The sequence below is a fragment of the Haloparvum sedimenti genome, from assembly GCF_001462205.1.
In the GTDB taxonomy this organism is placed as follows: domain Archaea; phylum Halobacteriota; class Halobacteria; order Halobacteriales; family Haloferacaceae; genus Haloparvum; species Haloparvum sedimenti.
The window spans coordinates 10,030-36,843 of record NZ_LKIR01000141.1 but is presented as its reverse complement, the minus strand read 5'-3'; the positions used below and the strand labels follow the sequence as shown (position 1 = coordinate 36,843).

Annotated in this window: 37 protein-coding genes and 2 tRNA genes; 16 read left to right on the top strand and 23 right to left on the bottom strand. The window is 69.7% G+C overall.

All coding sequences use genetic code 11. The features are described from left to right. Positions 1 to 93, bottom strand: a 93-nt coding sequence (locus AN233_RS18170; protein ID WP_125920047.1) for a winged helix-turn-helix transcriptional regulator, incomplete at its 3' end; no start/stop codon positions are given. 293 nt (positions 94 to 386) lie between these two features. Here AN233_RS18170 and AN233_RS14605 point away from each other — a divergent pair. Together AN233_RS14605 and AN233_RS16545 are read left to right on the top strand one after the other, a co-directional pair. After that, positions 387 to 653, top strand: a complete 267-nt coding sequence (locus tag AN233_RS14605; RefSeq protein ID WP_058367500.1) for an AbrB/MazE/SpoVT family DNA-binding domain-containing protein — start codon at positions 387 to 389, stop codon at positions 651 to 653. 3 nt (positions 654 to 656) lie between these two features. After that, positions 657 to 1,010, top strand: a complete 354-nt coding sequence (locus tag AN233_RS16545; protein ID WP_080508494.1) for a type II toxin-antitoxin system PemK/MazF family toxin — start codon at positions 657 to 659, stop codon at positions 1,008 to 1,010. On the opposite strand, the gene AN233_RS14600 is transcribed toward AN233_RS16545, so the two are convergent. The 11 genes from AN233_RS14600 to AN233_RS14550 form a co-directional block, all read right to left on the bottom strand. Continuing rightward, positions 1,007 to 1,273 carry a chorismate mutase gene (locus AN233_RS14600; RefSeq protein WP_058367499.1) on the bottom strand — a complete coding sequence of 89 codons (267 nt, stop codon included), beginning with the start codon at positions 1,271 to 1,273 and terminating at the stop codon, positions 1,007 to 1,009. The genes AN233_RS16545 and AN233_RS14600 overlap by 4 nt on opposite strands. Positions 1,274 to 1,293: 20 nt before the next feature. Beyond that, positions 1,294 to 2,184: a shikimate kinase gene (locus tag AN233_RS14595; protein WP_058367498.1), complete on the bottom strand. Its 891-nt coding sequence runs from the start codon at positions 2,182 to 2,184 to the stop codon at positions 1,294 to 1,296. A gap of 52 nt (positions 2,185 to 2,236) precedes the next feature. Then, a complete protein-coding gene (locus tag AN233_RS14590; protein ID WP_058367497.1) occupies positions 2,237 to 2,830 on the bottom strand; it encodes a DUF211 domain-containing protein in 594 nt (197 codons plus the stop codon). A gap of 99 nt (positions 2,831 to 2,929) precedes the next feature. After that, positions 2,930 to 3,943, bottom strand: coding sequence for an amidohydrolase family protein (locus AN233_RS14585; protein WP_058367496.1), 1,014 nt, complete (start codon positions 3,941 to 3,943; stop codon positions 2,930 to 2,932). A gap of 310 nt (positions 3,944 to 4,253) precedes the next feature. Next, entirely contained in the window at positions 4,254 to 4,670 is a 417-nt protein-coding gene (locus tag AN233_RS14580; RefSeq protein ID WP_058367495.1) for a PIN domain-containing protein, read from the bottom strand. A gap of 7 nt (positions 4,671 to 4,677) precedes the next feature. Then, entirely contained in the window at positions 4,678 to 4,908 is a 231-nt protein-coding gene (locus tag AN233_RS14575; protein WP_058367504.1) for a hypothetical protein, read from the bottom strand. Positions 4,909 to 5,327: 419 nt separating this feature from the next. After that, a complete protein-coding gene (locus tag AN233_RS14570) occupies positions 5,328 to 5,624 on the bottom strand; it encodes a chorismate mutase (protein WP_058367494.1) in 297 nt (98 codons plus the stop codon). 32 nt (positions 5,625 to 5,656) lie between these two features. Further along, positions 5,657 to 6,553: a shikimate kinase gene (locus AN233_RS14565; protein WP_058367493.1), complete on the bottom strand. Its 897-nt coding sequence runs from the start codon at positions 6,551 to 6,553 to the stop codon at positions 5,657 to 5,659. 49 nt (positions 6,554 to 6,602) lie between these two features. Further along, positions 6,603 to 7,157 (bottom strand): hypothetical protein, encoded by a 555-nt coding sequence (locus AN233_RS14560; RefSeq protein WP_058367492.1) that lies wholly within the window; start codon positions 7,155 to 7,157, stop codon positions 6,603 to 6,605. Positions 7,158 to 7,191: 34 nt separating this feature from the next. Then, positions 7,192 to 7,656, bottom strand: coding sequence for a hypothetical protein (locus AN233_RS14555; RefSeq protein WP_058367491.1), 465 nt, complete (start codon positions 7,654 to 7,656; stop codon positions 7,192 to 7,194). After that, positions 7,653 to 8,822 carry a hypothetical protein gene (locus AN233_RS14550; RefSeq protein WP_058367490.1) on the bottom strand — a complete coding sequence of 390 codons (1,170 nt, stop codon included), beginning with the start codon at positions 8,820 to 8,822 and terminating at the stop codon, positions 7,653 to 7,655. The genes AN233_RS14555 and AN233_RS14550 overlap by 4 nt, the downstream gene beginning before the upstream one ends. A 122-nt stretch (positions 8,823 to 8,944) precedes the next feature. On the opposite strand from AN233_RS14550, the gene AN233_RS14545 reads away from it, so the two are divergent. The 3 genes from AN233_RS14545 to AN233_RS14535 are packed head-to-tail and all read left to right on the top strand — an operon-like array spanning position 8,945 to position 10,156. After that, the gene (locus AN233_RS14545; RefSeq protein WP_058367489.1) at positions 8,945 to 9,409 is read left to right on the top strand and encodes a DUF5796 family protein; all 465 of its coding nucleotides are present in this window, start codon (positions 8,945 to 8,947) and stop codon (positions 9,407 to 9,409) included. Beyond that, entirely contained in the window at positions 9,406 to 9,651 is a 246-nt protein-coding gene (locus AN233_RS14540) for a DUF7508 domain-containing protein (RefSeq protein WP_058367488.1), read from the top strand. The genes AN233_RS14545 and AN233_RS14540 overlap by 4 nt, the downstream gene beginning before the upstream one ends. 52 nt (positions 9,652 to 9,703) lie before the next feature. After that, a complete protein-coding gene (locus tag AN233_RS14535) occupies positions 9,704 to 10,156 on the top strand; it encodes a DUF5799 family protein (RefSeq protein WP_058367487.1) in 453 nt (150 codons plus the stop codon). Between the two features lie 49 nt (positions 10,157 to 10,205). On the opposite strand, the gene AN233_RS17490 is transcribed toward AN233_RS14535, so the two are convergent. Then, the gene (locus tag AN233_RS17490; protein ID WP_176696704.1) at positions 10,206 to 10,355 is read right to left on the bottom strand and encodes a DUF7557 family protein; all 150 of its coding nucleotides are present in this window, start codon (positions 10,353 to 10,355) and stop codon (positions 10,206 to 10,208) included. A gap of 53 nt (positions 10,356 to 10,408) precedes the next feature. Beyond that, positions 10,409 to 11,032 carry a peroxidase-related enzyme gene (locus tag AN233_RS14530; protein ID WP_058367486.1) on the bottom strand — a complete coding sequence of 208 codons (624 nt, stop codon included), beginning with the start codon at positions 11,030 to 11,032 and terminating at the stop codon, positions 10,409 to 10,411. Positions 11,033 to 11,118: 86 nt separating this feature from the next. On the opposite strand from AN233_RS14530, the gene AN233_RS14525 reads away from it, so the two are divergent. Together AN233_RS14525 and AN233_RS14520 are read left to right on the top strand one after the other, a co-directional pair. Then, positions 11,119 to 11,799, top strand: coding sequence for a class I SAM-dependent methyltransferase (locus AN233_RS14525; protein ID WP_058367485.1), 681 nt, complete (start codon positions 11,119 to 11,121; stop codon positions 11,797 to 11,799). Between the two features lie 34 nt (positions 11,800 to 11,833). Beyond that, positions 11,834 to 11,904, top strand: a tRNA-Gly gene (locus tag AN233_RS14520). Positions 11,905 to 12,172: 268 nt separating this feature from the next. Here the strand turns inward: AN233_RS14520 and AN233_RS14515 are convergent. After that, positions 12,173 to 12,394 carry a type II toxin-antitoxin system RelE family toxin gene (locus AN233_RS14515; RefSeq protein WP_058367484.1) on the bottom strand — a complete coding sequence of 74 codons (222 nt, stop codon included), beginning with the start codon at positions 12,392 to 12,394 and terminating at the stop codon, positions 12,173 to 12,175. Further along, a complete protein-coding gene (locus tag AN233_RS14510; RefSeq protein WP_058367483.1) occupies positions 12,391 to 12,666 on the bottom strand; it encodes a ribbon-helix-helix domain-containing protein in 276 nt (91 codons plus the stop codon). The genes AN233_RS14515 and AN233_RS14510 overlap by 4 nt, the downstream gene beginning before the upstream one ends. Positions 12,667 to 12,865: 199 nt before the next feature. Between AN233_RS14510 and AN233_RS14505 the strand changes: the two genes are divergently transcribed. From AN233_RS14505 to AN233_RS14490, 4 genes are all read left to right on the top strand, one after another. Beyond that, complete coding sequence (locus tag AN233_RS14505; RefSeq protein WP_058367482.1) at positions 12,866 to 13,993, top strand: glutamate--cysteine ligase; 1,128 nt, start codon at positions 12,866 to 12,868, stop codon at positions 13,991 to 13,993. Positions 13,994 to 14,053: 60 nt separating this feature from the next. Then, entirely contained in the window at positions 14,054 to 14,683 is a 630-nt protein-coding gene (locus AN233_RS14500) for a helix-turn-helix domain-containing protein (RefSeq protein WP_058367481.1), read from the top strand. 75 nt (positions 14,684 to 14,758) lie between these two features. Next, the gene (locus AN233_RS14495) at positions 14,759 to 15,253 is read left to right on the top strand and encodes a phosphopantetheine adenylyltransferase (protein ID WP_058367480.1); all 495 of its coding nucleotides are present in this window, start codon (positions 14,759 to 14,761) and stop codon (positions 15,251 to 15,253) included. Next, positions 15,250 to 15,669, top strand: a complete 420-nt coding sequence (locus tag AN233_RS14490) for a hypothetical protein (RefSeq protein ID WP_058367479.1) — start codon at positions 15,250 to 15,252, stop codon at positions 15,667 to 15,669. Before AN233_RS14495 ends, AN233_RS14490 begins: the two co-directional genes overlap by 4 nt. 28 nt (positions 15,670 to 15,697) lie before the next feature. On the opposite strand, the gene AN233_RS14485 is transcribed toward AN233_RS14490, so the two are convergent. Continuing rightward, on the bottom strand, positions 15,698 to 16,006 hold the full coding sequence (locus AN233_RS14485; protein WP_058367478.1) for a cyclin: 309 nt from the start codon (positions 16,004 to 16,006) through the stop codon (positions 15,698 to 15,700). Between the two features lie 122 nt (positions 16,007 to 16,128). Here AN233_RS14485 and AN233_RS14480 point away from each other — a divergent pair. The 3 genes from AN233_RS14480 to AN233_RS14470 all read left to right on the top strand — a co-directional run bounded on the left by AN233_RS14480 (position 16,129) and on the right by AN233_RS14470 (position 17,451). Beyond that, positions 16,129 to 16,213: transfer RNA gene (locus AN233_RS14480), tRNA-Leu, on the top strand. Positions 16,214 to 16,261: 48 nt separating this feature from the next. Further along, positions 16,262 to 16,678 carry a VOC family protein gene (locus AN233_RS14475; RefSeq protein ID WP_058367503.1) on the top strand — a complete coding sequence of 139 codons (417 nt, stop codon included), beginning with the start codon at positions 16,262 to 16,264 and terminating at the stop codon, positions 16,676 to 16,678. Positions 16,679 to 16,818: 140 nt separating this feature from the next. Continuing rightward, positions 16,819 to 17,451 carry a phosphoribosyltransferase gene (locus AN233_RS14470; protein ID WP_058367477.1) on the top strand — a complete coding sequence of 211 codons (633 nt, stop codon included), beginning with the start codon at positions 16,819 to 16,821 and terminating at the stop codon, positions 17,449 to 17,451. 83 nt (positions 17,452 to 17,534) lie between these two features. Here the strand turns inward: AN233_RS14470 and AN233_RS14465 are convergent, their stop codons facing one another. Then, positions 17,535 to 18,005 carry a GNAT family N-acetyltransferase gene (locus AN233_RS14465; protein WP_058367476.1) on the bottom strand — a complete coding sequence of 157 codons (471 nt, stop codon included), beginning with the start codon at positions 18,003 to 18,005 and terminating at the stop codon, positions 17,535 to 17,537. Positions 18,006 to 18,135: 130 nt separating this feature from the next. Here AN233_RS14465 and AN233_RS14460 point away from each other — a divergent pair, with 130 nt between their 5' ends. Further along, entirely contained in the window at positions 18,136 to 18,753 is a 618-nt protein-coding gene (locus tag AN233_RS14460) for a class I SAM-dependent methyltransferase (protein WP_058367475.1), read from the top strand. 38 nt (positions 18,754 to 18,791) lie between these two features. Here the strand turns inward: AN233_RS14460 and AN233_RS14455 are convergent, their stop codons facing one another. The 4 genes from AN233_RS14455 to AN233_RS14440 form a co-directional block, all read right to left on the bottom strand. Further along, on the bottom strand, positions 18,792 to 21,332 hold the full coding sequence (locus AN233_RS14455; RefSeq protein WP_058367474.1) for a heavy metal translocating P-type ATPase: 2,541 nt from the start codon (positions 21,330 to 21,332) through the stop codon (positions 18,792 to 18,794). Between the two features lie 30 nt (positions 21,333 to 21,362). After that, positions 21,363 to 22,217, bottom strand: coding sequence for a sulfite exporter TauE/SafE family protein (locus AN233_RS14450; protein ID WP_058367502.1), 855 nt, complete (start codon positions 22,215 to 22,217; stop codon positions 21,363 to 21,365). A 69-nt stretch (positions 22,218 to 22,286) separates the two neighbouring features. After that, positions 22,287 to 22,715, bottom strand: a complete 429-nt coding sequence (locus AN233_RS14445; RefSeq protein WP_058367473.1) for a cupredoxin domain-containing protein — start codon at positions 22,713 to 22,715, stop codon at positions 22,287 to 22,289. A 104-nt stretch (positions 22,716 to 22,819) separates the two neighbouring features. After that, positions 22,820 to 24,187 (bottom strand): MFS transporter, encoded by a 1,368-nt coding sequence (locus AN233_RS14440; protein WP_058367501.1) that lies wholly within the window; start codon positions 24,185 to 24,187, stop codon positions 22,820 to 22,822. Positions 24,188 to 24,348: 161 nt separating this feature from the next. Between AN233_RS14440 and AN233_RS14435 the strand changes: the two genes are divergently transcribed. Continuing rightward, positions 24,349 to 25,071 carry a protein sorting system archaetidylserine synthase gene (locus AN233_RS14435; protein ID WP_058367472.1) on the top strand — a complete coding sequence of 241 codons (723 nt, stop codon included), beginning with the start codon at positions 24,349 to 24,351 and terminating at the stop codon, positions 25,069 to 25,071. Positions 25,072 to 25,103: 32 nt separating this feature from the next. On the opposite strand, the gene AN233_RS14430 is transcribed toward AN233_RS14435, so the two are convergent. Continuing rightward, positions 25,104 to 26,814, bottom strand: a 1,711-nt coding sequence (locus AN233_RS14430; RefSeq protein WP_245626088.1) for a Na(+)/H(+) antiporter subunit D, incomplete at its 5' end; no start/stop codon positions are given.

Below are 26,814 nucleotides of genomic sequence, written 5' to 3'. Positions count from 1 at the left end.
CTCGGCGATCTCGCCGGACGAGAGGTTGCGAGCGTCTTCCTGTAGCGCGTAGAGGATCTCGCGGTCGACGTCATCGAGTTCGTAATCCGCCATACCCCCGAATTTCCCGCGGAGATTATAAGGAACTTCGCCTGGCCACGGGTCCCGGCTCCGCCCGCGGGACCGGCGACCCTCGTCCCGCTCGCGGCCCCACCGCCGATCGAGAGATCGGAGCCCGAAGGGAAGAGGTATCGCTACCGACTCTCCCGTTGCTTCACCTTGTTCAAGGAGTCGAGATTCAGTATCTCGCACCCTGAACGAAAGTTGCGCATTGGGTCGGTGGTCTTTCCCCTCTCAGCTCTTCTTCGAGCGAAAAGGATTTAGATATGAATACGATATGAATATGCATGAGCCGGAGCGAGGAACGCAAGGTCGGTGAACGGGGGCAAGTAACCCTCCCGAAAGAACTGAGAGAGAAACTGGGTATCCGCGGCGGGGACGAGGTCCTGGTTCACGAAGAGGACGGGAAAATCACCATCGAGAAACCGCTGACTCGTGAGGAACTCGCTGAGGGGTACCAACGGCGCGCAGCAGAGGCTGAAGCCCTTGCGGAGGAGATGGACGACGTGTCCCGCGAGGCCGGCGAGTATCTCGGTGATGTCCCCGAGTGGTAATCGATGGACGTTCGACGCGGAGACGTCGTCATCGTCGAGCTCGACCCGACAGAGGGGTCAGAGCAACGAGGAACACGACCGTGTCTAGTCGTGCAAAACGACGTTGGGAACGAGAACGCGCCGACGACCATCGTCGTCCCGTTTACGACCTCGCGAGGAGACGAACTGTACCCGTTCGAGGTACTCGTCTCGGCTGCCGAGTCTCCGCTCCGAGAGGACTCGGTCGCTCTCTGTAGTCAGATTCGCACGGTGTCAATCGAACATCGCATTAAGACCACTCTCGGTTCCGTGCCGGCATCCCGTCTGGAGGAAGTCGACGAGGCACTCGAATACAGCCTCGGTCTGAGAGAACCCTAACGACTCTCCCGCTGCTCCACGTTGTTCAGTTCGATGAGCAGCCGGAAGATGGCCTTCACGAGGTTCGAGTCCACGTCGAAGCGCTCGGCGTTCTCGCCGGCGCGGTCCATCACGGCCTGCTCCTGTTCCTTGTCGGTGGTCGGCAGGCCCTGCTCGTCTTTGACCTGCGCGATGGTGTCGGCGACGTAGGTCCGTTGAGCGATGAGTTCGACCAGTTCTTGGTCGACCTCCCGTATCTCCTCGCGCAGTTCGTCGAGCGTCATGTCGTCGGGTGTGCGTTGGCTCACAGGTATCGTCCTCCGTCGTTTCTGGTTTCGGTCCGCAGCAGTTGGCCGGGCCGGTCCGCCCAGTCCTCGGCGACTGCGGCCAAACCTTCGGTGTCGCCGATGGCGACCACGCTCGGCCCGGTGCCCGAGAGCGAGACGCCGTCGACGTGGGGCATCGCCGCCACCGCGGGGTCGGCCGAGAACCCTAGCGCCGCCGAGAACGCGAGGCCGTTGACCGTCATCGCGCGGCCGTACTCGCCGTCGAGCGCGAGGTCCTCCACCAGTTCCGCCATCGGCGCCACGAGCGCACAGCGCTCGGCGTCGGCGTCGGCCGAGTAGGCGCGTTCCGGGGGCGTCCAGACCAGCGCGTCGCGGTTCAGTTCTTCGCGGTGCAGGAGTTCGTCCTCGGTGTTGTCAGTGACGGTGACGCCGCCGAGCATCGAGGCGCTGGCGTCGTCGAACGCACCCGTCACGGTCACGCCCACGTCGCGGGCGGCTTCGACGCCGAGGCGGCAGGCGTCGATGGGCTCCACGTCGTCGTTGGCGTCGAGTGCGTCCACGGTAGCCAGCACAGTCGCGTTGGCTGCCGCCGAGGAACTCTTGAGGCCCGCGGCGGTGGGCACCTCGCTCTCGGTTCGGACCGAGCCGCCGACGTTGAGCGTGTCCGAGAGGCTGGTGTCGAGGCCGGCGCTCGGCCCCCAGCGCTCCACGGCGAGTTCGACGCAGCGCTCGACCAGCCGGGTGTCGGCGTCGGGCTGGCCGGCGATTTCGCCCTCGACGCCGCCGTCGCCGATTTGGATGGTGACCTCGGCGGTGGTCTCGATATCCAGCGCGAACGCTGAGCCGGTGCCGGTCGCGAGTGCGTTGAGCACCGTCCCCGCGCCGGGGGCGGCTGCCTGGCCCTCCATACCCGAACGGGGGTGGTCGGAGGCTTCAAACTGGTGGTCCCGGCGGTCCGGGCTACAGTAGTCGCGCGCCCGCCGTCGACACGCGGGTGCGGTGGTCGAGGACGCCTTCGCAGTCGACGGCGACGACGGTTTCGCCAAGCATCGCCATCGTCGCCGCGCCGCCGGCGTCCTGCACGCGCTCAACGTCCTCCACGACCCGCGCCGTCGGCAGCCCGAGCGCCTGCGCGAACGGCCACGAGCGCTCGAACACCTCCCGGAGCGTCGGCGGGACCGAGAGGTTGTCGAGCACTTTCGTGCCCTCCTCCCGCACTTTCGCCATCAGCTCCGCATCACCCAGCGCGTCGGCGGTCGAGAGCCCGCCGTAGCTGCTGTACTCCACCGTGGCGTCGGTTTCGGCCCGCTCGCGGCCGTTCCCCACGTCGTACCGGAGCCCGCCGGCGTCCTCGATGGCGGCCTCGACTTCGCCGTAGTCGATGGCGTCGCCCTCGATGGTGAGTTTGAGGTTCTTCACCTTCTGGTCGAGCTCGATGAGCGTGGCGTTGACCGCGGCCACGCTGTCGGCACCCGCGACCCGCTGGGTGAACTCGATGGTCGATGGTTGGTGGGGCTTGAGCACGTCGACGACGAGGCGGCCGACTGGTACCATACCTCCCCCTCTGAGGGCTCGGTGAAAAGTGATACTGCCCATTGGTCCGGGCTGCCAGCCGGGCCAGCAGTCCACGACTGCTTTCGCTGTCGCGGTGTCCTACAGGAGCACGCGTTTCACGTCGCCGGCACCGGCCCGGCGAACGACCGCCGCGACCGGGTCCTCGACGCCGGCGAGGTTGTCCGAGTCGCCGTCGAGCACGAGGAGCTTCGCCTCCCGGCCGGGTTCGACGACGCCGTAGTTCAGGTCCGCAATCTCGGCGCCGGCCCGCGTCGCCATCCCGAGCACCTCGCGCGGCGTCACGTCGAAGGCTTTCGAGGTGTAGGCCATCTCGCGGAACATCGAGGGCGCGTTCAGCATCACGTTGTCCGTGCCGAGGGCGACGGTGGTGTGGTCGAGCAGCTCCCGGAGCGGCGCTTTACCCACGTCGAGCACCATGTTCGCGCGAGGACAGACCGTGATGGGGACGCCCTGTTCGGCCACCCGTTCGAGGTGGTCGGGGCCGGCGTGCACCATGTGGACCAGCAGGTCGGGGTCGAGGTCCAGCGCGGGGTGGATGTCCGTCGCGTCGGGTTCGCCGGCGTGGATGGCGAAGGGCTTGCCCGCTTCGCGTGCGGCTTCGCGGTGGGCCTCGAAGTCGGAGTCGTTGGCGCCGCTGGCGCCGTAGCCGTCCGCCACCTCCAGTACGTCCGGGTCGTCGCTGCCGAAGATGAACGCGTGGACGGCCTCCTCGCTCGCGGCGTCCCGGAGCGTGAGTGCCCCCTCCCGGCCGAACTCCCGGAAGTCGAGGAACGCGGCGCTCCCGGTGGACTCCATGAACGACATGGTCCGCCGTATCGCGGCAATCTGTTCCTCGCGCGAGGCGGCCTGCAGGCGGCGGTGTTTCAGGCTCTCCGGCGGCACGACGGCCTCCTGTAAACCGAGGCCGACGGCGGCCTCCTTGGCGACGGAGTCGCCGATGTGGGTGTGGCCGTTGACGAACGCGGGCAGGACGATGTCGGACGAGTCGGTGGGGGACTCCTCGACGGCCTCGATGCGGCCGTCCTCGACGACGATGCGGCCACGGATGGGTTGCAGGTCCGCCCCGGCGACGATGGTTCCTTCAAGCTCCACGGTGGTCACTCACGGGTGGTCGGTCTTTGCTCGGCGCGGCGAGCGGGTCGTTCGAGAACTTCATTCATCTTGTCGGGTTGTTCGCCCTGTGGGCAGTTATACCCATTCTGTTCGGCCGCCGTTGAGGGCTGCCGAAACTACCGGCTCTCCCGTTGCTCCACCTTGTTCAGGTAGCTGAAATCCATACTGTAAGCCGGTGAAATCAAACCTTGATTGCGTTTCTATTCCGCCGGATACGTGGCTGAGAACTCTCTACCAGCGACCATATTTAAAGAACCCCGTCGTGTCCTGCGTCGCCAGTCTCGGTCGGCTAGCGCGTGTCGAACGAGTCGATCACGCCGCCCGTCGAGTACGTCTCAACGACGTCCTGTTCGTCGAAATCTGAATCGTCGCTCCAGATACCAGCGCCGCTAGCCAGGGCACACGCAACATATAGCGCGTCGTCAGGATCGGTCTCACCAATCGCGTTATCGGCCTTTTCGATGTAGGGATAGAACTCGTCCGCGGGGACGACCTCGATGTACTGGAACAGGAGGTCGATGAACTGCTGGACGCGCTGCGGTTCCATCCCGGACTTCTCGACGATGAGGTCTCCGTAGTTCTCGATTTCGTCGTGGACGAACGCGGGCGTCAACAAGTCGGGCTCGAGCGTGACGATGAGCTCACGTGTTTTCGAATCAGCGATGAGCGCGGAAATGACGACGTTAGCGTCGATGACCAGCTTCATCTAGAAGCTAGTTCGACTGTTCTTCGACGCGCTCGCGTCCGCTTTTGTTGATTCGATCCGCAATCTCTGTGACATCGCTCTCAGTGAGCTCGCTTTCGCTAGTGAGTTCGTCCATCACTTCGAGCGCCTCGATTTTCTCCTGGATGGCCTGTCGTGTGACCTCGCTCCAGTTGATTTCCGGATGCCTCTCCATTCGGTCTTTGAGCTCGTCGTCCACGTTGACGGTGATACTGGGCATACAGAATACTTTGTACATACAGAATATTGTGCTTTGCGGTGCATCGACTGATTCGAGAAGTTTCTGAGCCCCATATTGTTCGGTATGCATCGCTTCGAATTCTGGTTTCTAGTTATGAAGCGTCGAAATAAACGGATAGTAACCGAAGTGCGGAACGATCAAGCCGGCGAGTACGACGACTTCGGACAGGTCTACGACGAACTTGACCAGCTAGCAGCAAACGAAGGCCTGTCCCTGTACGTAGCGAGATCTGGTCATCAATACTGAATTCTGGTTGCTGGAAACGGTGGTCGTGGCCCAAGCAACAGACTACCATCGAATCTTCTGGCTGCTCATCGGGTCCGGAAGGATAGGGCAACTGCCAGAAGTGAATTTCTCTCGTCGGGGCGAAGTATACGCCCTGAAACGCCCAAATTCGCCTACCGATTGCTTCTTTGTTCCACTTTGTTCAACTCGATCAGCAGCCGGAAGATCGCCTTCACGAGGTTGGCGTCGACGTCGAAGCGCTCGGCGTTCTCGCCGGCGCGTTCCATCACCTGCTGTTCCTGTCCCTCGTCGGTCGTGGGAAGGTCCCGTTCCTCCTTCACCTGCGCGACCGTGTCGGCCACGTAGGTTCGGCGGGCGATCAGTTCGACGATCTCGCGGTCGATCCCCTCGATCTCCGCGCGCAGTTCGTCGAGCGACATCTCCTCCGGGTCCGGTGTGTTGGTGCTCATGAGTGTATCTCCTGTGTGGTCGGTCGTCGTGGTCAGTCGAGAATTCGGGCGCCGTCGTTGCGGGTCTCCGTGCGGCGGACGGTCCCCGGGCGCTCGCGCCACAGTTCGCCGACGGCGTCGAGGTCGTCGGTCGGGTCGTCGGGGTCCGCGACCGCGACGACGCTCGGTCCGGTGCCGGACAGCGAGACGCCGGTCGCGTGCGGCATCGCCTCCACGGCTGGCTCCGCGGAGAAGCCGAGCGCCGCGGAGAACGCGAGGCCGTTGACGGTCATCGCGGACGCGTACCGCCCGTCGAGCGCGAGGTCCGCCACCAGCTCCGCCATCGGCGCGACGTTCGCGCAGCGCTCGGCGTCCGCGTCGGCGCTGTAGGCGCGCTCGGGTGGTGTCCAGACGAGGGCGTCCCACGCGACCGACTCCCGCGACAGCAGCGCGTCCGCGTCGTTGTCGGTGACGGTGACGCCGCCGAGCATCGACGCGGAGGCGTCGTCGAACGCGCCCGTCACCGTGACGCCCGCCTCCCGGGCCGCGCGGACGCCGAGCCGACAGGCCGCCTCTCGCGTCACGTCGACCGCGGGGTCGTCCGGGTCGTCGCCGACGGTCAGCTCCAGCGCGTCGCAGGTCGCGAGGACGGTCGCGTTCGCGGCCGCGCTGGAGCTTTTGAGCCCCGCGGCCATCGGCACGTCGCTGTCGGTGGTGACGGCACCGCCCTCCCCGGCACCCCAGCGCTCGGTCGCGAGCGCGACGCAGCGCTCCACGAGCCTCGTGTCCGCGTCGGGCGCACCCGCGACGGTGCCGTCGACGCCGCCGCTGTCCGGATCGAGCGTCACCGTCGCACGCGTCTCCACGTCGAGCGCGAACGCCAAGCCGGTGCCGGTCGCTAACGCGTTCAGTACCGTCCCGGCGCCGAGCGCCGCGGCGCGTCCCTCCATACCCGTACGGGGCGTGACGCCGACAAAGGCGTGGCGGTCGCGGCGAGTTCTATCCGACGGTCTCGACGCGTCGAAGCGCCAGCTCGAGGTGGAAGTCCGCGTCGTTCGTCGACCGGTTCGCACGCCCGTCGCGGCGAGCGCGCAGGTTCGTCGCGAGGTCCGCGGTCCCGCTCTCGAAGCCGTCGTCGAAGCGGCGCTCCGCGTATCCCGAGACCACTCGGGCCTCCTCGCCACCGACGGGGTCGGTGTAGATCACGTCGATCCGCACCTCCAGCCAGCGGTAGGTGTACGGGCCGGTGTTCCGGAGCGTCACTTCGGCGTCGACTCGGGTGTACCCGTCGTCGGCCCGGACGCTGTGGCGCGTTCGGTCGACGTCGATCCCCTCCTCGGGTCCCGGCGGGACGGCCGTCTCGGTCGGCGTCGCCGTCTCCGTCGGCGTGGACGGCTCCGGCGTCGCCGTCGGTTGTGCCGTTTCGGTCGGCGTCCCGTCGGTCGGCGTTCCGGTCGCGTCCTCGCCCGACGTGACGAGGCCGCTACAGCCCGCGAGCCCGGCGGCTGCGAAGACGGCCAACACGCCGCGGCGCGTGCGTCGGTCCTCGGACACGCCCCGCAGTACTCGCGGCCCCCCGATAAATCCCTCACCCAAGTCGCTGTCCGACGACGCCCGCGACGGCACCGACCGCGCCGGACGCGAGCGCCGAGACCGCGGCCGGTCGAAGCGCGGCGCCCAGGCCGTGAGCCTGCCCGGCGGCGGCGCCCTGCGAGGCGACGACGAGCCCGACCGCCGCCAGCAGGAACCCGAACCCGCCGACGAACGCTCCCACGCCGCAGACGAGCGCCGCGTCGCTCGCCTCGCGTGCGCGTGACCCGAAGGAGAGTCCGAGCGGCGCTGCGACCGCCGGCGCCACGAGCATCGCGGTCGCGGACGCGGCGAAGTAGAGCTGCGCGACGAAGATCGGGCCGAACCGCGCGGCGTCGCCGCTCGCGCCGGTCGCGAACGTCGCCTCCGCCCAGCCGGTCGTCACCGCACCGACGGTGCCGACTGCGGTTCCCGTCGCGACGAACAGTCCGGCCAGCACCGCGGTCGCGACGGCGCGGCTCATACGGTGGCGAGCCAGCAGTCGGTCAGCGGGCCGCGCCAGCTCACGCGCTCCTCCCACGCGGTCCCGGAGAAGCCGAAGGCGATCAGCGCCTCGCCCGCTCGCGCGACGTACCCGTACATCACGCCGTTTCCGTGGGGGAAGTAGTAGCGGTGCCACGGCGTCGACCCGAGTGCGTCGTCGCGGCCCTCCGTCGCGCCCGCGGCGACCATCCGGTCGAGGGCCGCCGTGGCCGCCTCCGCGTCGGCGTACCGCTGCACGTGGACGACCTGTCCGCCCAGCCGGTCGGGATGGCCGTCGAACGGGCGCGTCGGCCAGCGGGCGATCGACACGTACAGCTCAGCGGTTCGGTCCGCTGACTGCCTGACGGGGCCGAGTCGCTCGTCGACGGTCGCCCGTCGCTCCTCGGCGACCGGGTCCCCGCGGAGCCGCATCGTCGCGGTGTCCTTGAGGTCGACGTCCATCGGGTCGTACGCGAACCCAGTGAAGTCCTCAGTCGGGTACCGGAGCCCGAAGACGAACGGGTCGGTCGGGTCGTCGATCAGCCACCGACGGAGCCGGTTGTTGATGGGGTCGCGCGGGTGACGCTCCGTCGCCGCCTTCCGACTGGAGAGGCTCCGGAACGAGGTCTCCATCCGTTCCAGTTCCTCGATGACGCGCGCGGTGTCCCCGCGCCGCACGAACCGGCGGACGATCTCGAGGTGTCTGTTCGCGGTCTTGTTCAGAAACGCCTCGGGGGAGAAATGCGGCTCAAGCGGGTCGCTCGCGGTCGGGATCTCCTCGCCGGCCGTGTCAGCGAGCGCGTCGACCCACTCCGGGTCGATCTCGCCGGCCGCGACGATCCGCTCGCGCGTGTCGATGATCGCCTCGACGATCCGGGTGGTCGCCGCGACGTAGGTCCGGATCGCGTCGGGATAGCGTGTCGCGAACCAGTGTATCTCGTCCAGGATGTTCGCGGTCACTTCAGCGAGCGCCTCGTTCTCGACTCTCTCGCCGACGCGCTCGTTGACCGTCCCGTCCGCGGCCGTGTCGGCAGCCGCGCCGCCGGAAGCGGCGCCGCTCTCGTTGTCGGGATACTCGACGCCGGAGCCGCCGCCGAGGCATCCGGCCGACGACGCCCCCGCGAGTCCCGCGCCCGCGGCGAGCAGCCGGCGTCGCGTCGGATCCATGGTCTTGGGTCGTCCACGCGTGCCCTTAAGTCTGCGCCCGACGGTCCGTGCCCGCTCGCGGTGCCGAACGCTCGTCGACGCCGAACGCTCCGTTTTAGGCGACGGGCGCGCAATCAGCGCGTATGTCCTCGCCATCGCGAAGCGACGTGTCCCCGCAGACGCTCCCAATCGACCTCGTCGAGGAGGGCGTCGTCGTCGAGTACCTCGACGGCCGGAACACGCTCTACCGCGGCGCGCCCGACCCCGTCGAGGGGACGCTCCGTACCGGCCCCGGCAAGGAGGTCCACGTTCTCGTCACCGATCCCACGGAAACGGAGGGTGTGATGACCTACGTGAACGACTACAACACCCACGACGAGATCCTCGCGGACACCGGCGTCGGCCGCGTGATGCTCGGCGCCGGCGAGTCGGAGGAGCTGTTCCCCGGCGTCGCGGTCCGCGCCGCGGGCGAGCGCGTCCACGTCGAGGCGGATCCGGAGGTCGCGGGCGGCCGCGTGTTCGTCTTCGTCGAGGACGACTGGGGCGAGCGGAGCTTCGAAGTCGTCGAACCGCCCGCAGAGGGCGTCGGGAGCTTCACAGAAACGTGAGCCTCCGCAAGCCGTGGCGGGACCTCGATCGGACGACCCTCGCCGGGGCGCCCGACGCGCCGGGCGTCTACGAGCTCGGAGACGCGGACGGCGAGCCCCTGCGGATCGACAGCGGGATCGTCCGAGACGAACTGAAGGAGGTCCTCGCGTACGGGAGCGGCGAGGCGACGCAGGTTCGGTGGACGGTCGCGCAGTCGCCCGACCACGCCGACCGCCTGCTGGCCGAGCACGTCGGCGAGTGAGTCCGCGACGGCGAGCACAACGCTCTTGCGACCGCTCGCCTTACGACCGTCCATGAGCGACTGGACCGACGCCGTCGTCGGCGAACGCATGGCCGTCGACCGCGAGTTCAACGACCGCGTGGCGAGCTCCCGGTTCTCGAGCCAGGAGTGGGGGCTGATCATGACCGCCGCGGAGTTCGAGATCGAGGACGCGGACGACCCCGAGGCGGCGCGGGTCGTCGCCGACACCTCGAAGCTCCCCTCGATCATGCCCGAGCTGGGGAACATCCGCGAGGGGATGGCCGCCATGGGCGGCGCCCCGAGCGACGGCGGCGGGGGAAGAGACGGCGGCGTGCTCTCCTCGATCAAGGGCGCGCTCGGCCTCGGCGGCGGGGGCGACGACGGCCCGAGCGACGAGGAGCTGGCCGCCGCCGAGGCGCTCGTTCAGGAGTACGCCGACGAACTGCAGGCGCGGCTGGAGGAGACCGGCAAGTGGGAACAGGTGCGGATCGCGTATCAGGAGTAGCCGCCCGCGGTCGATCCCCGGCTCATCCTGCGACTGCGGGGCGGACGACCTACTCGACGTCGCCGCCGTGGTGGAGCGTCATCTCGTTGGCCTCGTAGATGTCGATCAGCTCGTTGACGAGGTCGTCGTACTCCTGTTCGTCGACCCGCATCGCATCGAGTCGCTCGACCGTCTCGTCGTCGAGGTGGATCTGGGGCATAGGTACGAGTTCGTCGTCTCGACCCATAAGCGTCGGGGCCGACCGGCGACCGCTCACCGCCCGAGCGCGTAGAACTCCTCGTTCGGCCGCCAGTCGGCGAACGTCGCCATGCGGTTCGAGAGGTTGAAGAACGCGGCCACGGACGCGATGTCCCACGCCTCCTCCTCGGAGTAGCCGGCCTCCAGCAGCCGGTCCCGGTCCGCGTCCGTGACGCTCGCGGGCGACTCGGTTATCTTGGCGGCCACCTCGAGCATGACGCGGCGCTTCTCGCTCACGTCCGCGGTGCGGTAGTTGGAGACGAGCTGGTCCGCGAGTTCGGGTTCCTTCGCGTAGATCCGGCAGAGCGCGCCGTGAGCGACGTTGCAGTAGAGGCAGTGGTTGAGCCCGGAGACGGTCACGACGATCATCTCGACCTCCGCGCGGTCGAGGTCGGTGTCCTCCACCAGGGCGTCGTGGTAGGCGACGAACGCCCGGAAGTGCGAGGGCTTGTACGCTAACGCCGCGAACACGTTGGGCGTGAAGCCCGCGCGCTCCGCCTCCTCGCAGATCCGGTCCCGCAGGTCCTCGGGGAGGTCCTCGAAGGCCGGCACCGGGAAGTTGCGCTGCGCGTCGTCCGCGAGTGTGGGCGCCGGTCCGTCCGCGTCGGCCGAGCCGCCGGTGGTCTCGTCGTCGCTCATGGCTCTCTCCGCGCGCCCCACCGACAAAAGGGTTCACCGGCGCCGGATCGCGAACGCCTTAGGCCCGCCGCCGCGACCGTCGGGGTATGGACGTGCAGGCGACGTACGACCGCATCGCGGCCCACTTCGCGAAGACGCGCGAGTACGCGTGGCCGGAGGTGGAGTCGTTCCTCGACGGGCGCCGCGCGGACCGCGCGCTCGACGTGGGGTGCGGGAACGGCCGGCACACGGAGCTGCTGGCGGCCCGGGCCGACACCGCGGTCGGGGTCGACGTGAGCCGCGAACTCCTCCGCGAGGCGGTCGCCCGCGCGACGGAGCGGGGGTTCGACGCCGCGTTCGTCCACGGCGACGCCGCGGCGCTCCCCTTCGCCGACCGGAGCTTCGGGGTGGCGACGTACGTGGCGACGCTTCACCACCTCCCCTCCCGCGAGGCGCGGGTCCGGAGCCTCGACGAGATCGCGCGCGTCCTCGCGCCCGGCGGCGCCGCGCTCGTCAGCGCGTGGTCGACCGCGCACGACCGGTTCGCGGAGGCGGCACCGGCCGGTGCCGACGCCGAGGCGGGCTTCGACACGACGGTCGACTGGACGCTTCCGGGCGGCGAGACGGTGCCCCGGTTCTACCACATCTACGCGCCCGCGGAGTTCGAGGCGGACGTGGCCGCGAGCGCACTGGAACTGCGGTCGCTGGAACTCTCCAGCGGTAACTGCTACGCGGTCGTGACCCCGGCCGGTGACGACGCCGACGCGGCCGGGAACGGAGAAGAGTAAAACCCTTATTCCGTCGGGGGTTTCTCCAAAACGCGCGCCGGTGGTCTAGTGGTAGGACCTGAGCCTTCCAAGCTCATGGCCCGGGTTCAAATCCCGGCCGGCGCATCTTCTCGCACACTACGAGCGAGGAGCGACAGCGACGAGTGAGTCGTGCGGGAAGATGCGCCAAGGGTTTGAACCCTGGAAGTCGCAGCCCGGAACGGCGCGAAGCGCCGCACGCCCGGACCGTCTTCCTCCGGTTCAAATCCCGGCCGGCGCATCTTTGTCAGACGCAGACCGGGGATCCAACGGGAACTCTTCGGTCGTCTCTCCAGTCGTCGTCTCCGCGATACGCGTCTCCACCGCGCTTTCTGATCGCGACGATGTGGAGAACTCATTCCTCACGGTCGACGCGACAGCCGAGGCGGAACTGTCCGACCCTGAGCTTCTGGTGTGGCGTCCCCGCCAGCGGTTCGAGGTGATCCGTCGGGTCCCGCCACTGATCGGTGACGACCTCGTCGAGCTTCGAGAAGATACGGTCCCGTGCGTAATCATCGAGCTTGTCGAGTTGTCGCTTCGACCGGTCCGTGAACTCCCAGTCCCATCTCTCACTCATTGATCGCCATCGTCCGCCCCGTACTCGGCTCTGATCTCCTCGCTGGAGTGGGTCCGCCCTTCCTGAATGTCGACCTCGCTCGCGGCGATCGCCTTGAGGTCGGCGCGGTCAAACTCGGGGTGTTTCACCGCGTCACGGAGCACGTCGCGCACGAACTCGCTACGGCTGTTGTACCCGAGAGCCTGCCACGTGGCGTCGACATCCGCCAGAAACGTCTCCGTTATCCGGATGTTGACCGTCGTCTTCTCGGGCGGTGAACTGGCTTCGGACATGCGTCTGTGTTGAATTTGTGTATCAATAACGGTTACGACAGTCCGAATTCCTCCGCGAACCGACATTTCGGCGAGCCCGAGTTCCTTCTCTCGACACCATTCATCCGCGACCGGTCGGGCGCGGAAAGCGCACGACCGCGACGCTCAGAGACGGCCGGCTTCAAACGATATATACCCGCCCGCGGTGAACACCTCCCTGATGGAACTCGGCTCGCGGGACGCCTTCAACCGGATGGGGACGCTCGGCATCGAGGAGGAGTTCTTCATCGTCGACGCCGACGGCGAACCCACCTCGGGCACGGACGACCTCGTCTACGGCTCGGAGCCGCCCGCGGCGATCCCGGAGGGGCTCGACCACGAGCTGTTCAAGTGCACCGTCGAGGTGCAGACGCCGCTCCTTCAGGGGCCCGAGAACGCGGCCGCGGAGCTGGCGACCGTCCGCGAGGCGCTGGTCGAGCACGCCGCCGAGCAGGGCTACGGCATCGCGGCCGCTGGGCTCCACCCCGCCGCGAAGTGGCGCGAGCTGGACCACGCGACGAAGCCCCGGTACAAGTCCCAGCTCGACCGGATCCAGTACCCGCAACACCGGAACACGACCGCGGGCCTGCACGTCCACGTCGGCGTGGACGACGCCGACAAGGCGGTGTGGGTCGCCAACGAGCTCCGGTGGTACATGCCCGTCCTGCTGGCGCTGTCGGCGAACTCCCCGTTCTGGAACGGCTTCGACACGGGGCTCGCTTCGGCCCGGGCGAAGGTGTTCGAGAACCTCCCAAACACCGGGATGCCCTCGGCCTTTTCGGACTTCGAGGCGTTCCAGCGCTACGAACGCCGAATGGTGGAGCACGGCTCCATCGATGACCGCGGCGAACTGTGGTTCGACGTGCGCCCGCACACCGAGCACGGGAGCGTGGAGGTGCGCGCCCCGGACGCCCAGCGCGACCCCGCGGTCACCGTCGCGTTCGCGGAGTACGTCCACGCGCTCGTCGTCGACCTCGCCGAGCGCTACGCGGACGCGACCGACCCGGCGGGCGCCGGGACCGGTCCCGCGAACGCCGATCCCGCGACGGCCGGATCCGATCTCCGACGCGAACTCCTCGACGAGAACAAGTGGCGCGCCACCAGACACGGCCACGACGCCGCGTTCATCGCTCGCGACGGCGAGGGCACCGTCTCGCTCGACGAAGTCGTCGACCGCGAGTGCGACCGACTCGGCGTCGACGGTCTCCGCGACGTGTTCGACCGCGAAAGCGGCGCGGAGCGCCAGCGTCGCCTGCTCGAGGAACGGGGACCCGAGACGCTGTACGAGGATCTGCGGCTGGACCCCTGACTTTCGTCGCCTCGCAGCCGACGAGAAACGCTTTTCCGCGCGGAGAGCCGAACGTGAGACATGGCCACAGACGACGACACACCGGAGGACGACGACTCCTCGCCGACGGACCGGACGCGCGAGGAGCTCCGGAAGACGCGCGAACGACTCGGTGAGGGAGCGGACAAGGCGGTCCAGGAGTTCGACGACGGAGTCGTCGACCTGCTGTCGTGGCTGCTCGACACGGAGACCCGCGCCCGGATCTACGTCTACCTGCGCGAGAACCCGAACAGCACCAGCGAGGAGGTCGCCGACGGGACCGGGCTCTACCCGAGCACGGTCCGCGAGGCGCTCGCGGAGCTCCACGAGGAGGGCACCGTCGACCGGGGCAAACGCGAGTCGAGCGGCGCCGGAAACAACCCCTACGAGTACGTCGCCATCCCGCCGAGCGAGCTCGTGCGCGGCGTCGTCGGGCAGGTCCAGTCCGAGCTGAACACGGTGTTCAATCTCGACCGCCGGCTCGGCGGCGAGGGGAGCGAAGGCGACGAGGAGCCCGTCCAGATCTCCGTCAGCGGGGCAGCGGAGCCGGACGACGAAGCGAGCGACGACGCTGCGGACGACGGTCCCGAGACCGCCGAGGACGAGTCCGACGCGGGCGAGCCTGCGGTCGACGCACCGGACGACGAACCGACCGACTCCGACGACGCTTGACCGGCCGATCCGGCGATGCCTGATCAGTCGCCCAGGTTCGCGACGTTTTAAGGGCCGCGGCCGTCACTGGCGGGTATGAACGTCGCGTTGGGTGGGACGTTCGACCCCATCCACGACGGCCACCGGAACCTGTTCGAGCGCGCCTTCGAACTCGGTGACGTCACCGTGGGGCTCACCTCCGACGAGCTAGCGCCGAGGACGCGTCACGTCGAGCGGTACGTCCGACCGTTCGCGGAGCGCAAACGCGACCTCGAGGCGGAACTCGCGCGGTTCGCCGAGGAGTACGGACGCGACTTCGAGATCCGCGAGCTCACCGAGCCGACGGGAATCGCCACGGAGCCGGGCTTCGACGCCCTGATCGTCTCCCCGGAGACGGCGGAGGGCGGCGCGCGGATAAACGAGATCCGCCGCGAGAAGGGACGGGACCCCCTCGAGCTGGTCGTCGTCGACCACGTCGTCGCGGAGGACGGCGAGCGCATCTCGTCGACGCGGATCGTGAAAGGCGAGATCGACGAACACGGCCACGTGACTCCCGACCGCGAGGGGCGGGAGGCGACGCGCCCCGAATGAGCGCGGCCGACTCCCGCTCGGACGCCGACGCCGCGGGCCTCCGCGTCACCCTCGTCGGCGCCGGCGTGGCCGAGCGCGCGGTCGCGTGGAGCGCGGTCGGGTTCCTGATCTCGCTGTACCTGACGCCGGTCGTCGCCGATACTCGCCCGGACCTCCTCGCGCCGCTCGGCCTCGGCATCGCCCTGCTGCCGACGCTCGGCGCGGTCGCGCTCGCCGCCCGCGGCCGGGGGGTCCTGCCCGCCGTCGCCCTCCCGTTCGGTCCCCTCGCAGGCTACTTCCTCCGCACGGTCGACCCCGCGCTCCTGTCGGTGCCGTACGTCGAGGCGCTCGGCGTCGCGCTCGCGGGGGCGGCCGCGCTCGGCCTCGCGGCGTACGTCGCCGGACGTGCGGCCGCGATCCTGGAGCACGCCACATAAGGCGTCGGCTCCCGCGTTTCCGACGCCCTCACCACGTCGGCGGCCGAAACCCGGCGCTCTCGAGGATCGGTTTCCAGCCCTGCTGGACCGACAGGCGCGTCACGCCCATCGCGTCCGCGACCGCCGACTGCGACCGCTCCTCGCCGCCGATCAGCGCCGCGGCGTAGAGGCTCGCCGCCGCCGTCGCCGGCTTCGACCGCTCCGCCTCCGGCACGTGCGTCAGGAAGAGGTCGACCGCGGTCGAGCGCGTCTCCTCGTCGAGGCCGAGTTCGTCCGCGGCCGCTTCCAGCCGCTCGACCCACTCGTCGTTCTCGACCCGGTCGCTCGCTCGGTACACGCTTGTGGGGACGGGCCCGAGGTACAAAAGCGCCGCGCGGCCGGCGCTCCGTCCCGCGTCGACCCCCCGCTCCGTCGGCGGTTCGACAGGTTCTTTGGCGGCTTTCGTGTACCCCGAAACGCGCGCGGGTAGCCAAGCCAGGCCAACGGCGCAGCGCTTAGGACGCTGTCCTGTAGAGGTCCGCCGGTTCGAATCCGGTCCCGCGCACTGCGTCGGATCCCGAACGTCTTTCTTCCCGACGGGCGACCCGTGACCGTGAACTCGAGTGCCCACCACGTCGGCGTCACCGTCTCGAACCTCGACCGCGCGGTCGCGTTCTACCGCGATGAACTCGGCCTCGACGTCCTGTCGGAGTTCTCGGTCGGCGGCGAGGGGTTCGCGGACGCCGTCGACGTGCCGGGCGCGAGCGCCGAGTTCGCCCACCTCGACGCGGGCGACGTGCGGCTGGAGCTGGTCGCGTACGGCCCTTCCGGCGAGCCGCGCGGGGACTCGGCGCTGAACCGGCCGGGCGCGACGCACGTCGGGCTCTCCGTTCCGGACGTGGACGCCGCCTACGACGAGCTGAGCGAGGCGGTCGAGACGCTGAGCGAACCGCGGACGACCGAGTCCGGAACCCGGATCTGTTTCCTCCGCGACCCCGATGGGAATCTCGTGGAGCTGCTGGACGCCTGAGCGTCCGGACGCCGAGCGAACGTCGGCGAGGGCGCGAAGAGGTCCGTTTCTTGGCATCGAAACGGAGAGCGACTTCCCGAGCCGACCGGGGTGTTCGTCCCGGCGACAGAGTCGTGCGTCCGGAGCGCGTACCGCGACGCATGTTCAGAAACCGCACCCACGCGGGCGAGGAGCTGGCGGCCGTCGTTCGCGACCACGACCGCGGCTTCGATGTCGTGCTGGCCGTTCCGCGCGGCGGGCTTCCCGTCGGCCGCGTCGTCGCCGACGCCCTCGGCGTTCCTCTCGACGTCGTCGTCGCTCGGAAGATCGGCGCGCGCGGGAACCCCGAACTCGCGCTCGGCGCGGTCGCGAGCGACGGCACGACGTGGCTGAACGAGTCGCTGATCGACGACCTCGGCGTGGCCGAGTCGTACGTCGCCCGCGAGGCCGACCGCGAGCGTGCGACGGCGGCCGAGAAACTCGACCGCTACCGCGGCGACCGCCCGCCGCTCGACGTGGCGGGGAAGCGCGTGCTGATCGTCGACGACGGGATCGCGACGGGCGCGACGACGACCGCGTGCGTGCGACAACTGCGGAACGCGGGTGCCGAGTACGTCGCCGTGGCCGTTCCGGTCGCGTCCCCGAGCGCCGTCGAGCGGCTCGCCGACGAGGCCGACGCGGTGAGCTGCGTCGACACGCCGCCCCACTTCTCGGCCGTCGGGCAGTTCTACGACTCCTTCGAACAGGTCTCCGACGAGGAGGCCGGCCGGCATCTCGGGGCGGCACGCGAGTGAGGTCGTCGGGGCTCGCACGGCGAGTGCCTTCCGGTCGGCGTCACGGCGTTCGTGGGCGCGATCCGTTCCGACTTCGGGACGGCTCAGCGGAACTCGTCCAGCGGGGCGACCATCACGACCTCGTGGCCGTCGCGGTCGTCGCTGGTCTCGCGGTGCGAGAACCCCTTCGCGGCGAAGAACTCGCGGGCGCTGGCGGCGTCCGCGGCCGCGGTCGTGCGAAGCCGCTCGATGCCCATCTCGCGGAGCGAGTGGGCGACGCGTTCGAGGAGGCGCGCCGCGATGCCTTCGCCCAAAAACTCCGGATGGACCCACAGCGAGAGGAGTTCGGCCTCGGCGCCCTCGTGGTCGGGGTGGGCCAGCGCCAGCCCCACGGGCCGGCCCTCCTCCTCGACCAGAAAGCAGCAGTCGGCCGCGGCCGCGGCCTCGCGCACGCCGGCCGCGGAGACGTCGAGGATCGGTGCACCGGTGTCGTCGAACACGGTAGTCTCGCCGCCGCGGGAAACCGCCGTCCGTAGCGTCTCGGCGTCGCCGGGACGCGCCGGTCGGACTCGCATTGTGTCCGTGTGGAGGCGAGACAGCGAGGAATACCTTTCGCCCGGTGCAACGGTCCCGAAGCGGGAAGGCGGTAGCGAGTGTGGAACGCGGCCGGAGGGCATTTATCGCCCGCGGGACGTACGCGTCGGCGTGGACCCAAACGACGTGCGCCGCGACTGGGCCGAGCGCACGGGCGACTACTCGCCCGCCTACTACGCCGACGAGGGCGCGACCGAGACCAGCGAGTGGCTCCGCTCGATCCTCGACTTCTACGCCGACGAGGACGCCGCGATCCTCGAGGTGGGCTGTAGCTCCGGCCGCCACCTCGAACACCTCCGGCGGGCGGGCTTCGAGAACCTGACCGGGATCGACATCAACCCCGACGCCTTCGACGTGATGGCCGAGCACTACCCCGACCTCCGCGACACCGGTACCTTCCACGCGGGCGCCATCGAGGACCTCCTGCCGGAGTTCGCGGACGATCGTTTCGACGTGGTCTACTCCGTCGAGACGCTCCAGCACGTCCATCCCGAGGACGCGTGGGTGTTCGAGGAGGTCGTCCGCGTCACCGACGACCTGCTCTGCACCGTCGAGAACGAGGGGAACGGCGCGACGCGCGGCCGCGGCGAGGAGGACGTGAGCTACGTCGAGGGCGAGTTCCCGCTGTACCACCGCGACTGGAAGGCGATTTTCTCGGAGCTCGGCGCGGTTCAACTCGTCGCGGAGCCGAGCGAGCGCGACACGCACCGCGCGTTCCGCGTGCCGTAGCACGCGCGGGGAATTCTCACCCCGCCGTCAGCGGATCTTCACTCCTCGTCCAGCAGGTCGCGCGAGGAGTTCGTCACGACCAGCAGGCTGCTCGCGCCCATCGCGGCCGCAGCGAATAGGGGGTTCAGCGCGCCCGACAGCGCCAGCGGGATGGCGACCGCGTTGTAACAGAAGGCCCAGCCGACGTTCTGCTTGACGCGCGCGCCGGCGGCCGCGGCCAGGTCGAAGACGGTCTCCACGGAGCCGAGGTCGTCGTCGACGACCGCCACGTCCGCGGCGTCGGCGGCCATCGCCGTGCCCGAGCCGAGCGCGACGCCGAGGTCCGCGCGGGCCAGCGCGGGCGCGTCGTTCGTCCCGTCCCCGACCATCACCGTGGTGCCCGCCGCGGAAAGCCGACCGACCGTCTCGGCTTTGCCCTCCGGCGGAACGCCCGCGAACACCTGCGAGATGGCCGGGTGGTCGGAGAAGGCGGCCGCCGCGCGCTCGTCGTCGCCCGTCAGGACCACGACCTCGACGCCCCGGTCCGTGAGCCCCGAGAGCACGTCCGCCCAGCCCTCCCGGAGTTCGTCGCCGACCACGACCACGCCCTCCGCGGTTCCGTCGCGCCCCACGGCGACCGGGACGCGGCCCGTCTCGCGCGCCTCGTCGACCGCCCGCGCGACCGCGTCCGGGACTGTCCAACCGCGGGCCGCGAACAGGTCCGGATGCCCGACAACGACCTCGCGGCCGTCGACGACGCCGGAGACGCCCTTCGCGTGGGTTCGGAACTCCTCGACCGACGGGCCTTCTCTTTCGGCGCCCGAGGCGTCCGCCGCTTCGGTCTCGGGGACCTCCGATCCGGACGCGACCGTGCCGCCGTCCGCGGCGACCGCCGTGTCCGACTCAGCAGCGGTCGGGCCGGCGTCGGCGATGGCGGCCGCGACCGGGTGCGAGGACCGCCGCTCCAGCGCCGCGGCCGCCGCGAGCAGGTCGTCGCCGCAGTCGGTCTCGACGACCCGGAAGTCCCCGGTCGTGAGCGTCCCGGTCTTGTCGAACACGACGGTGTCGGCGTCCCGGAGCCGCTCGAACACCGTCTCGTCGAAGACGACGATGCTCCGCCGGAGCGCGTCGCGTAACCCGGACGCGACCGCCAGCGGGGTCGCGAGCCCGAGCGCGCACGGACAGGAGACGATGAGGACGGTGAGCCCGACGAGCATCGCGTCGGGGACCGCGGCGCCGAGCGCGAGGTAGCCCGCCGTCGCCAACACCGCCAGCGCGAGCACCAGCGGGACGAAGACGGTCGCCAACCGGTCGGCGAGCCCCTGCACGCCGTGGTTCGAGCTCTGGAGGTCCCACACCAACTCGGCGATGCGGTCGAGACTGCTCGTGGCCTCGGTGCCCACTTCGACGGTGATGGCACCGTCGGCGACGACCGAACCGCCGACGACGCGGTCGCCCGGCGCCTTCGCGACCGGGACCGACTCGCCGGTGACGACCGCCTCGTCGACCGGCGCCTCGCCCTCGAGGACCGCGCCGTCGACCGGGATCCGCTCCCCCTCGCGGACGAGCACGCGGTCGCCCGCGGCGAGGTCGTCGACCGCCACTTCCTCGAACGCCGCCGTTCCCGTTCCGTCCCCGTTCACCTCGCTCGTCACCCGGCGCGCCTCGTCGACCTGTACCGCGGTCAGGTCCGAGAGGAGTTCGGTCGCGCGGCGCTTGACCGACGCCTCGTAGTTGTTCCCGACGGTGACGATGACGATGATCGCGACGGTCACGTCGAAGTAGACGTGCGGGTTGTCGGCGACGATGAGCGCCAGCACGCTGTAGACGTACGCGCTGGAGGCTGCGAGCGCCACCAGGAGGTCCATGTTCGGCGACCGCGTCCTGAGGCTGACGTACGCTCCTCTGAGGATCGGCTTCCCGGTGAACAGCAGGACGATGGTCGTCAGCACCCCGACGACGATGAAGAAGTAGTTGCCGCCGGAGGCGCCCATCGCGGACTCCAGGTAGTCGAGCGTCCGCTGGTCGTAGAAGGGGAACGCGAAGTAGGTCGGGTAGATGATGACGATGTACTGGAGCATGACCGCCATCCCGACCATGACGCCCGCGGCGAGGCGGGCGGTCGCCATGTTGTCCGCCTGCCGGCGCGCGAACGCGTCGTCGCGGGGATACGCGGAGTAGCCCAGTCCCGAGACGGCGTCCTGCAGGTCGTCTCCCGAGACCGCGTCCGGGTCGTGGTCGATCCGCACCGTCTCGGTGACGTAGCTCGCGCTCGCGGCGGAGACGCCCTCAGTCGAGGTGGCGACCGACTCGATGAACGCCTCGCAGGTCGCACAGTGCATCCCGTCCACCTCGAGGAAGGTCGCCTCGTGGTCGGCGGGGGCGTCCGTGTCGGCCGTCTCTGGGTCGTTCGCGCCGGACTCTCCGGCGCCGCGATCCGCCGCGCGCTCGCGGACATCGGCCGCGTCGACCGCGTCGGTCTCGCCGAGCGCGTCGTGGACCTGGAGACAGCCCTCACAGCAGAAGGGGTTGCCGGCGTCGTCGCGGAACGTCTCCTCGTCCGCGGGGAGGTCACACAGCGTGCAGGTGGTGTCGGTCATGGTGTCTCGGTTCGGGCTCTCGGTCGTGTCTCAGTGTGCCATCCCCGTCTCGAATGGGCTGTAGAACGGCACCGGGAGGTGCGGCAGGTGGATCCCGAACTCCATCAGGCCGTGTGAAAGCGGGATGTAGCCGAGCAGCAGGAACGCGACGCCGAGGACGCGGTGGACCTGTCGTCGCCGCGAAGCCGAGACGGAGTCGATCAGCGTGCCGTACGCGAAGACGGTGGGGATCGTTCCGAGCCCGAGCGCCCCCAGCAGGACGAATCCCGTCGTCGCCGACCCGCCCGCGAACGCGTAGAGGTACGCGGGGTAGAGGATCGGGCACGGCAACAGGCCGTGGAGGCCGCCGAGCGCGACGATCCCCGGGCCGCCGGCCAGTCGGTCGATCCGGCTCGTCAGCACGCCGAACAGGCGGTCGAGCGGGAGTCCCGGGACGTGGAGTCCGGCGGCGCTCCGCCCGAGCGCGTAGTTGACCCCGACGAGGATCACGGCGGCGCCGACGAGGACGCCGACCGTCCCCCGAATCGGCGCCGCGGCCGCGGTCAGCTCGTCCGCGCTCAGGAACACCGCGCCGCCGAGCGCGCCCATCAGGCCGCCGATCAGCGCGTAGCTCGTCGCTCGCCCGAGGTTGAACAGCGCGTGCTGGCGCACCTCGTAGAGCGTGAGGTGGCCGCCGCGGGCGTCGGTCACAGCCGGGCCCGTTCCGTCCGCCGACCCGGTCGCGCCCGTCGCCGCCGCGCTCCCGCCGTCGGTCGCCGTCCCGTCCATCCGCTCGGCGTACATCGTCACGAGCGGGCCACACATTCCCAGACAGTGTGCGCCCGCGAGCAGCCCGACGGCTGCGAACAGCAGTACGTCGGAGCCGAGGAGCGCGGATTGTTCGATCATCGTGTGCTGGCGCGGGCCGGTCGTCGGTGGTGGTTGTCGGCCATGGCGGTTATGGGTTCCGTCGCCTCACTCCTCGACGACGACGGTGCCGAGCATCCCGCCCTGCTCGTGGGGGATACAGACGTAGTCGTAGGTGCCGGCCACCTCGAAGGTGTGGCTGAACTCGTCGCCGCTTTCCAGTGCGCCGCCGCGGTCGCTCCACCACGCCTCGCGGGCGGTCTCCTCGTCCTCGAACCCGCCGGTCGCGAAGAATTCGGCGCCCTCCGGGATCGCGCCCTCGTAGGCGGTGACGGTGTGGGTCCGGGAGCTGTTGTTGTGCCAGACGACCGTCTCCCCGACCGCGACGGTCACCTCGTCGGGCGCGAACGCCGTGGCGGTCATCCCCACGTCGTAATCGGCCGCGGAGCCGCCCTGCGCCCCGAGACACCCCGACAGCGCACCGGTCGCGGCGGCGCCGACCGCGCCGGCGGCCGCGAGGAAGCGTCTGCGGTCCATATCCCCACGTGAGGCCTGGCGGCGCTTATGTACCCCGGATCGGTCCCGCGAGACGGGAATCCGCGGCCGTCCCTCGCGCCGGCATCGTCCTCTTTCGGACTCGCCTACGCGTACGCCTCGAACTCCTCACCGTAGACGAGGAAGTAGCCCGTTCCGACGACGCCGACGACCGCCGCGAGGGCGAACGCGGCCTCGGGGGTGACGAACTCCCAGAGGGCGCCGCCGATCGCCGCGCTCGGGATCACGACGAGGTTCCGGAGCAGGTAGTAGGTCCCGGTGACGCGGCCGCCGGCGCCCCGCTCGGCGGGGCCGACGATGAGCGCCTTATGTGACGGCAGCCCGGCGAACCGGAGCCCCGAGAAGGCGAAGACGAGGACCAGCGCCCACTGGACCGACAGCACCGGCGAGAGGAGTTCGGGGCCGTAGATCAGCACCACCGGGAACGCGCCGTAGACGAAAAATCCGACCGCGACGACCGGCTTGAGCCCGACGCGCTCGGCCAGCTTCGCCGCGGGTGCCATCGTCAGCAGCGCGACCAGCATCTCGACGCCAAGCAGGTAGCCGAAGAACGCCTGCGGCGAGAGGTCGACGGCGTACGAGAACTCGCCGACCGCGAGCGTCGTCTCGAAACCGGCTCCGAACACCTGCGTCACGACGAGCACGAAGAAGACGTACACCATCCCGTTCGCGAACCGGACCAGCGTGTCGCCGATCAGTAGCGGCCGGAGCGGCGCCGGCATGTCGCGGAGGTCCGCGCGGATCTGCGCGACGCCCTCGAACGACCCGCCGCCGACGGAGTCTCCGCTCGCGTCGTACAGCAGGTGCTGCGCGAGCGTCCCCACGATCCCGAAGAGGACCGCCACCGCGAGCACGTACCGAAAGCTCACCGTGAACGACGGGTGGAGACCGATAAGGACCGCCGCGAGGACGGGACCGATCAGGAACGCCGTCCGGCGGAACGTCTCGGTGCTTGCGAAGCCGGCCGCCAGCCGGGCGGGGTCCGTCGCCTGCTTGACGACCGCGAACGTCGCGCCGAGGCCGAACGATTTCCACGCCTGCGCGAGGAGCAGCCCGACGAAGATCCAGACCCACGGCTCGACCGTCACGCCCGCGACGGCGATCGGCCCGACGCTCGGGGCGACCAGCCAGACGGCGAAGCCGAGCGTCGAGACCAGCCCGAACGCCGTCAGCGCGTACCGCGAGCCGATCCGGTCCGAGATGGCGCCGCCAGGGTACGGGTAGACGGCGGAGATGACGTTGCCGACCGTCCCGAACAGCCCGACCGCGAACCCGGACGCCCCCAGCGCGACCATGTACTCCGGGAGGAACCGGCTGGTCATCTGGAAGCCGAGGCTGAACGCAAACATCGCCAGCGACAGCACCAGCACGTCCCGTTCCAGAGCGAAGAACTGGCGGAACGCGTCCAGCGGGTCGGTCTCCGTCGACTCGTCCGGCGCGTTTCTTCGACTCATCGTGGCGGCTCGGTTATCACTCGTCCCGTCGGATGCGGCCGACAAAAATCCCCCGAGGCGACGCTCTGCCGCGCCGGACCGCGTGACCGACATCCCGATCGGCGGGCATCGCCAGCCCCGGAGTATAAAGACGTAAAGCCCCGCTCGGTCACCCACGGGATATGCAACCGCGGTTCGTTGGGCGGATCGGGCTGGCGGACGCCGTCACGGTGACGAACGCCGCGGTCGGGTTCGTCGCCGTCGTCGCCGCCAGCGTCGACCTCGGGCTCGCCGCCCGGCTGGTGCTGTTCGGCGCCATCGCGGACGGGCTGGACGGCGTCGTCGCGCGCCGGCGCGGGTCGACGCCCGCGGGCCCGTACCTCGACTCGCTGGCGGACGTGGCCTCCTTCGGCGTCGCGCCGGCGATGCTCGTCGCGGTCGCCGCGACCGAGGCGTGGAGCCTCGCGGCCGAGCCGGTGCTGTTGGCGCTGGGCGTCGCGGTCCCGGCGCTGTACGTGGCGATGGCGGTGACGCGGCTGGGGCTCTACACCGCCTACGACGCCGAGGGCGACGAGACCCAGGGCGTGCCGACGACGCTCGCGGCCAGCATCCTCGCGGCCGCGGTGCTCGCCGGATACACGGCGCCGGTCGTGCTGGTGCCGGCCGCCGGGCTCTTCGCCGCGCTGATGGTCTCGACGATCACCTACCCCGACCTCCACGCGCAGGACGCGCTCGTGATGGGCGTCGTGCAGGCGCTCGCGGTGGTGCTGACCGGCTATCCCGGTCGCGTCTTCGCGTTCGCGCTGCTGTTTCTGGCGTCGGCCTACCTCGTTCTCGGCCCGCGGTTCTACTGGCAGGACGCGCTCGGCTACGCGTCCATCGGCGAGCGTCCGCAACAGAAGTGAGGCGAGGCGAAACCGGGGCGGGCCGACGGGGATCAGCCGTACAGCAGCACGACCAGCGCCGCGGCGGCCGCGAGCGTGAGGATCATCACGCCGCGGCCGATTCCCGTCCTGATCTCCGCGCCGATCCCGACGCGCCGAGCGGCGGTTCGCGGGTGCGTCGCCGTCCACATGACCGCGCCGGCGAGCCGCATCGTCAGCCGGTCCACGCCCGCCCACACCTCGGTGACGCCCCACACGGCGCCGCGGCCGGCGTAGAACGCCGCCGGGAACAGCACCGCATCCACGTCGCGCATGTAGTGCGAGAGCGTGCCGAGCGGTCCCTTCAGCGCGAAGAAGCCGACGAAGCCGGCGCCCAGCAGCCACGCCGACTCGGTGAGATGGCTCGCGCTGTACGGCTTGAAGTAGACGTCCTCGCTCAGGATGAGCTCCGTGAACGGCATCAGCTCGATCAGCTGGGTGTAGAAGACGCCGAAGAAGAGGCAGGCCCCGGCCGCAAGCGCCATCCCCACGGTCTGGAACGCGGTCGCGTCCCGCGGGCTCCGCGACGCCTCGCCGTGGAAGAAGACGTAGTAGCCGAGCTTGATGAACGACATGAACGTCCCGACGCCGCCGAGGATGAGCAGCCACCAGAGCAGCCCCTCGCCGAACAGCAGCTCGACGTTGTGGACCTCGTGCGCCGAGTCGATCACCATCCCCTTCGAGATGAAGCCGTTGAACCCGGGGACAGCCGTAATGGAGGCCGCGCCGGCGACGTACAACAGGAACGTCAGCGGCATCTCCTTCCAGAGCCCGCCCATCTCCCTGATGTCCTGCAGACCGGTGCGGTAGATCACCGCGCCGACCGCCATGAACAGCAGGCTCTTGTAGAGCACGTTGTTGAACAGGTGCGCGAAGCCGCCGGTGACCGCGAACTCGCCGACGTACGTCGCCAGCCCGATGCCCGCGAGCATGTAGCCGACCTGCGCCTGGATGTGGTACGACAGCAGGCGGCGGGGGTCGTACTGCAGCAGCGCGAAGAACGCGCCGTAGACGGCCATGATCCCGCCGAGGTACGCGAGCCACATGCCGCCCTCGGGGAACGCGCGGTACATCACGTACACCGCGGTCTTGGTCGTGAACACCGAGAGGAACACCGACGCCGCGACGTGCGGTCGCGGGTAGGTGTCCGGCAGCCACGTGTGCAGGAAGACGAACCCGCAGTTGATCCCGATGCCGAGCGCCGCCAGGGTCGTCGCGGCCGGGTGAATCCCGTCCGTCTCCGAGAACAGGAAGATGGCGTCGAACGGCACGGTGCCGAGCATCGACGCGCCGTGGACGGCGACCGCGCCGAGCAGCAGCGTCCCGCCGATCCCGTGGACCAGCGCGTAGCGGTAGCCGGCCCGGACCGCCTCGCCGCCGTAGTGCCACACCAGAAGCGTCGAGGTGACGGCCATCAGCTCCCACCAGAAGATCAGCGTGAGCCAGTCGCCGGCGTAGATCGTCCCCACGGTGGAGCCGACGTACGCTAACGCGAGCCCCGTCGTCCACTTCGGCGCGTCGCTGCCGTAGGCGTACGCGACCGCCGCGGTCGCGAGGAAGCCGACGACGACCCCCATCAGCCGCGAGAAGTCGTCGACGTGGAGGAAGACGGCGTCGAAGCCGAGGAACGTCGTCGCGAGGTGGGCGCCGTCGCCGATCAGCAGCGCCTGCGCGAACACGAACGCCGTCGCCGCCGCGCCCAGCAGGTGCCCGACGCCACGCGGC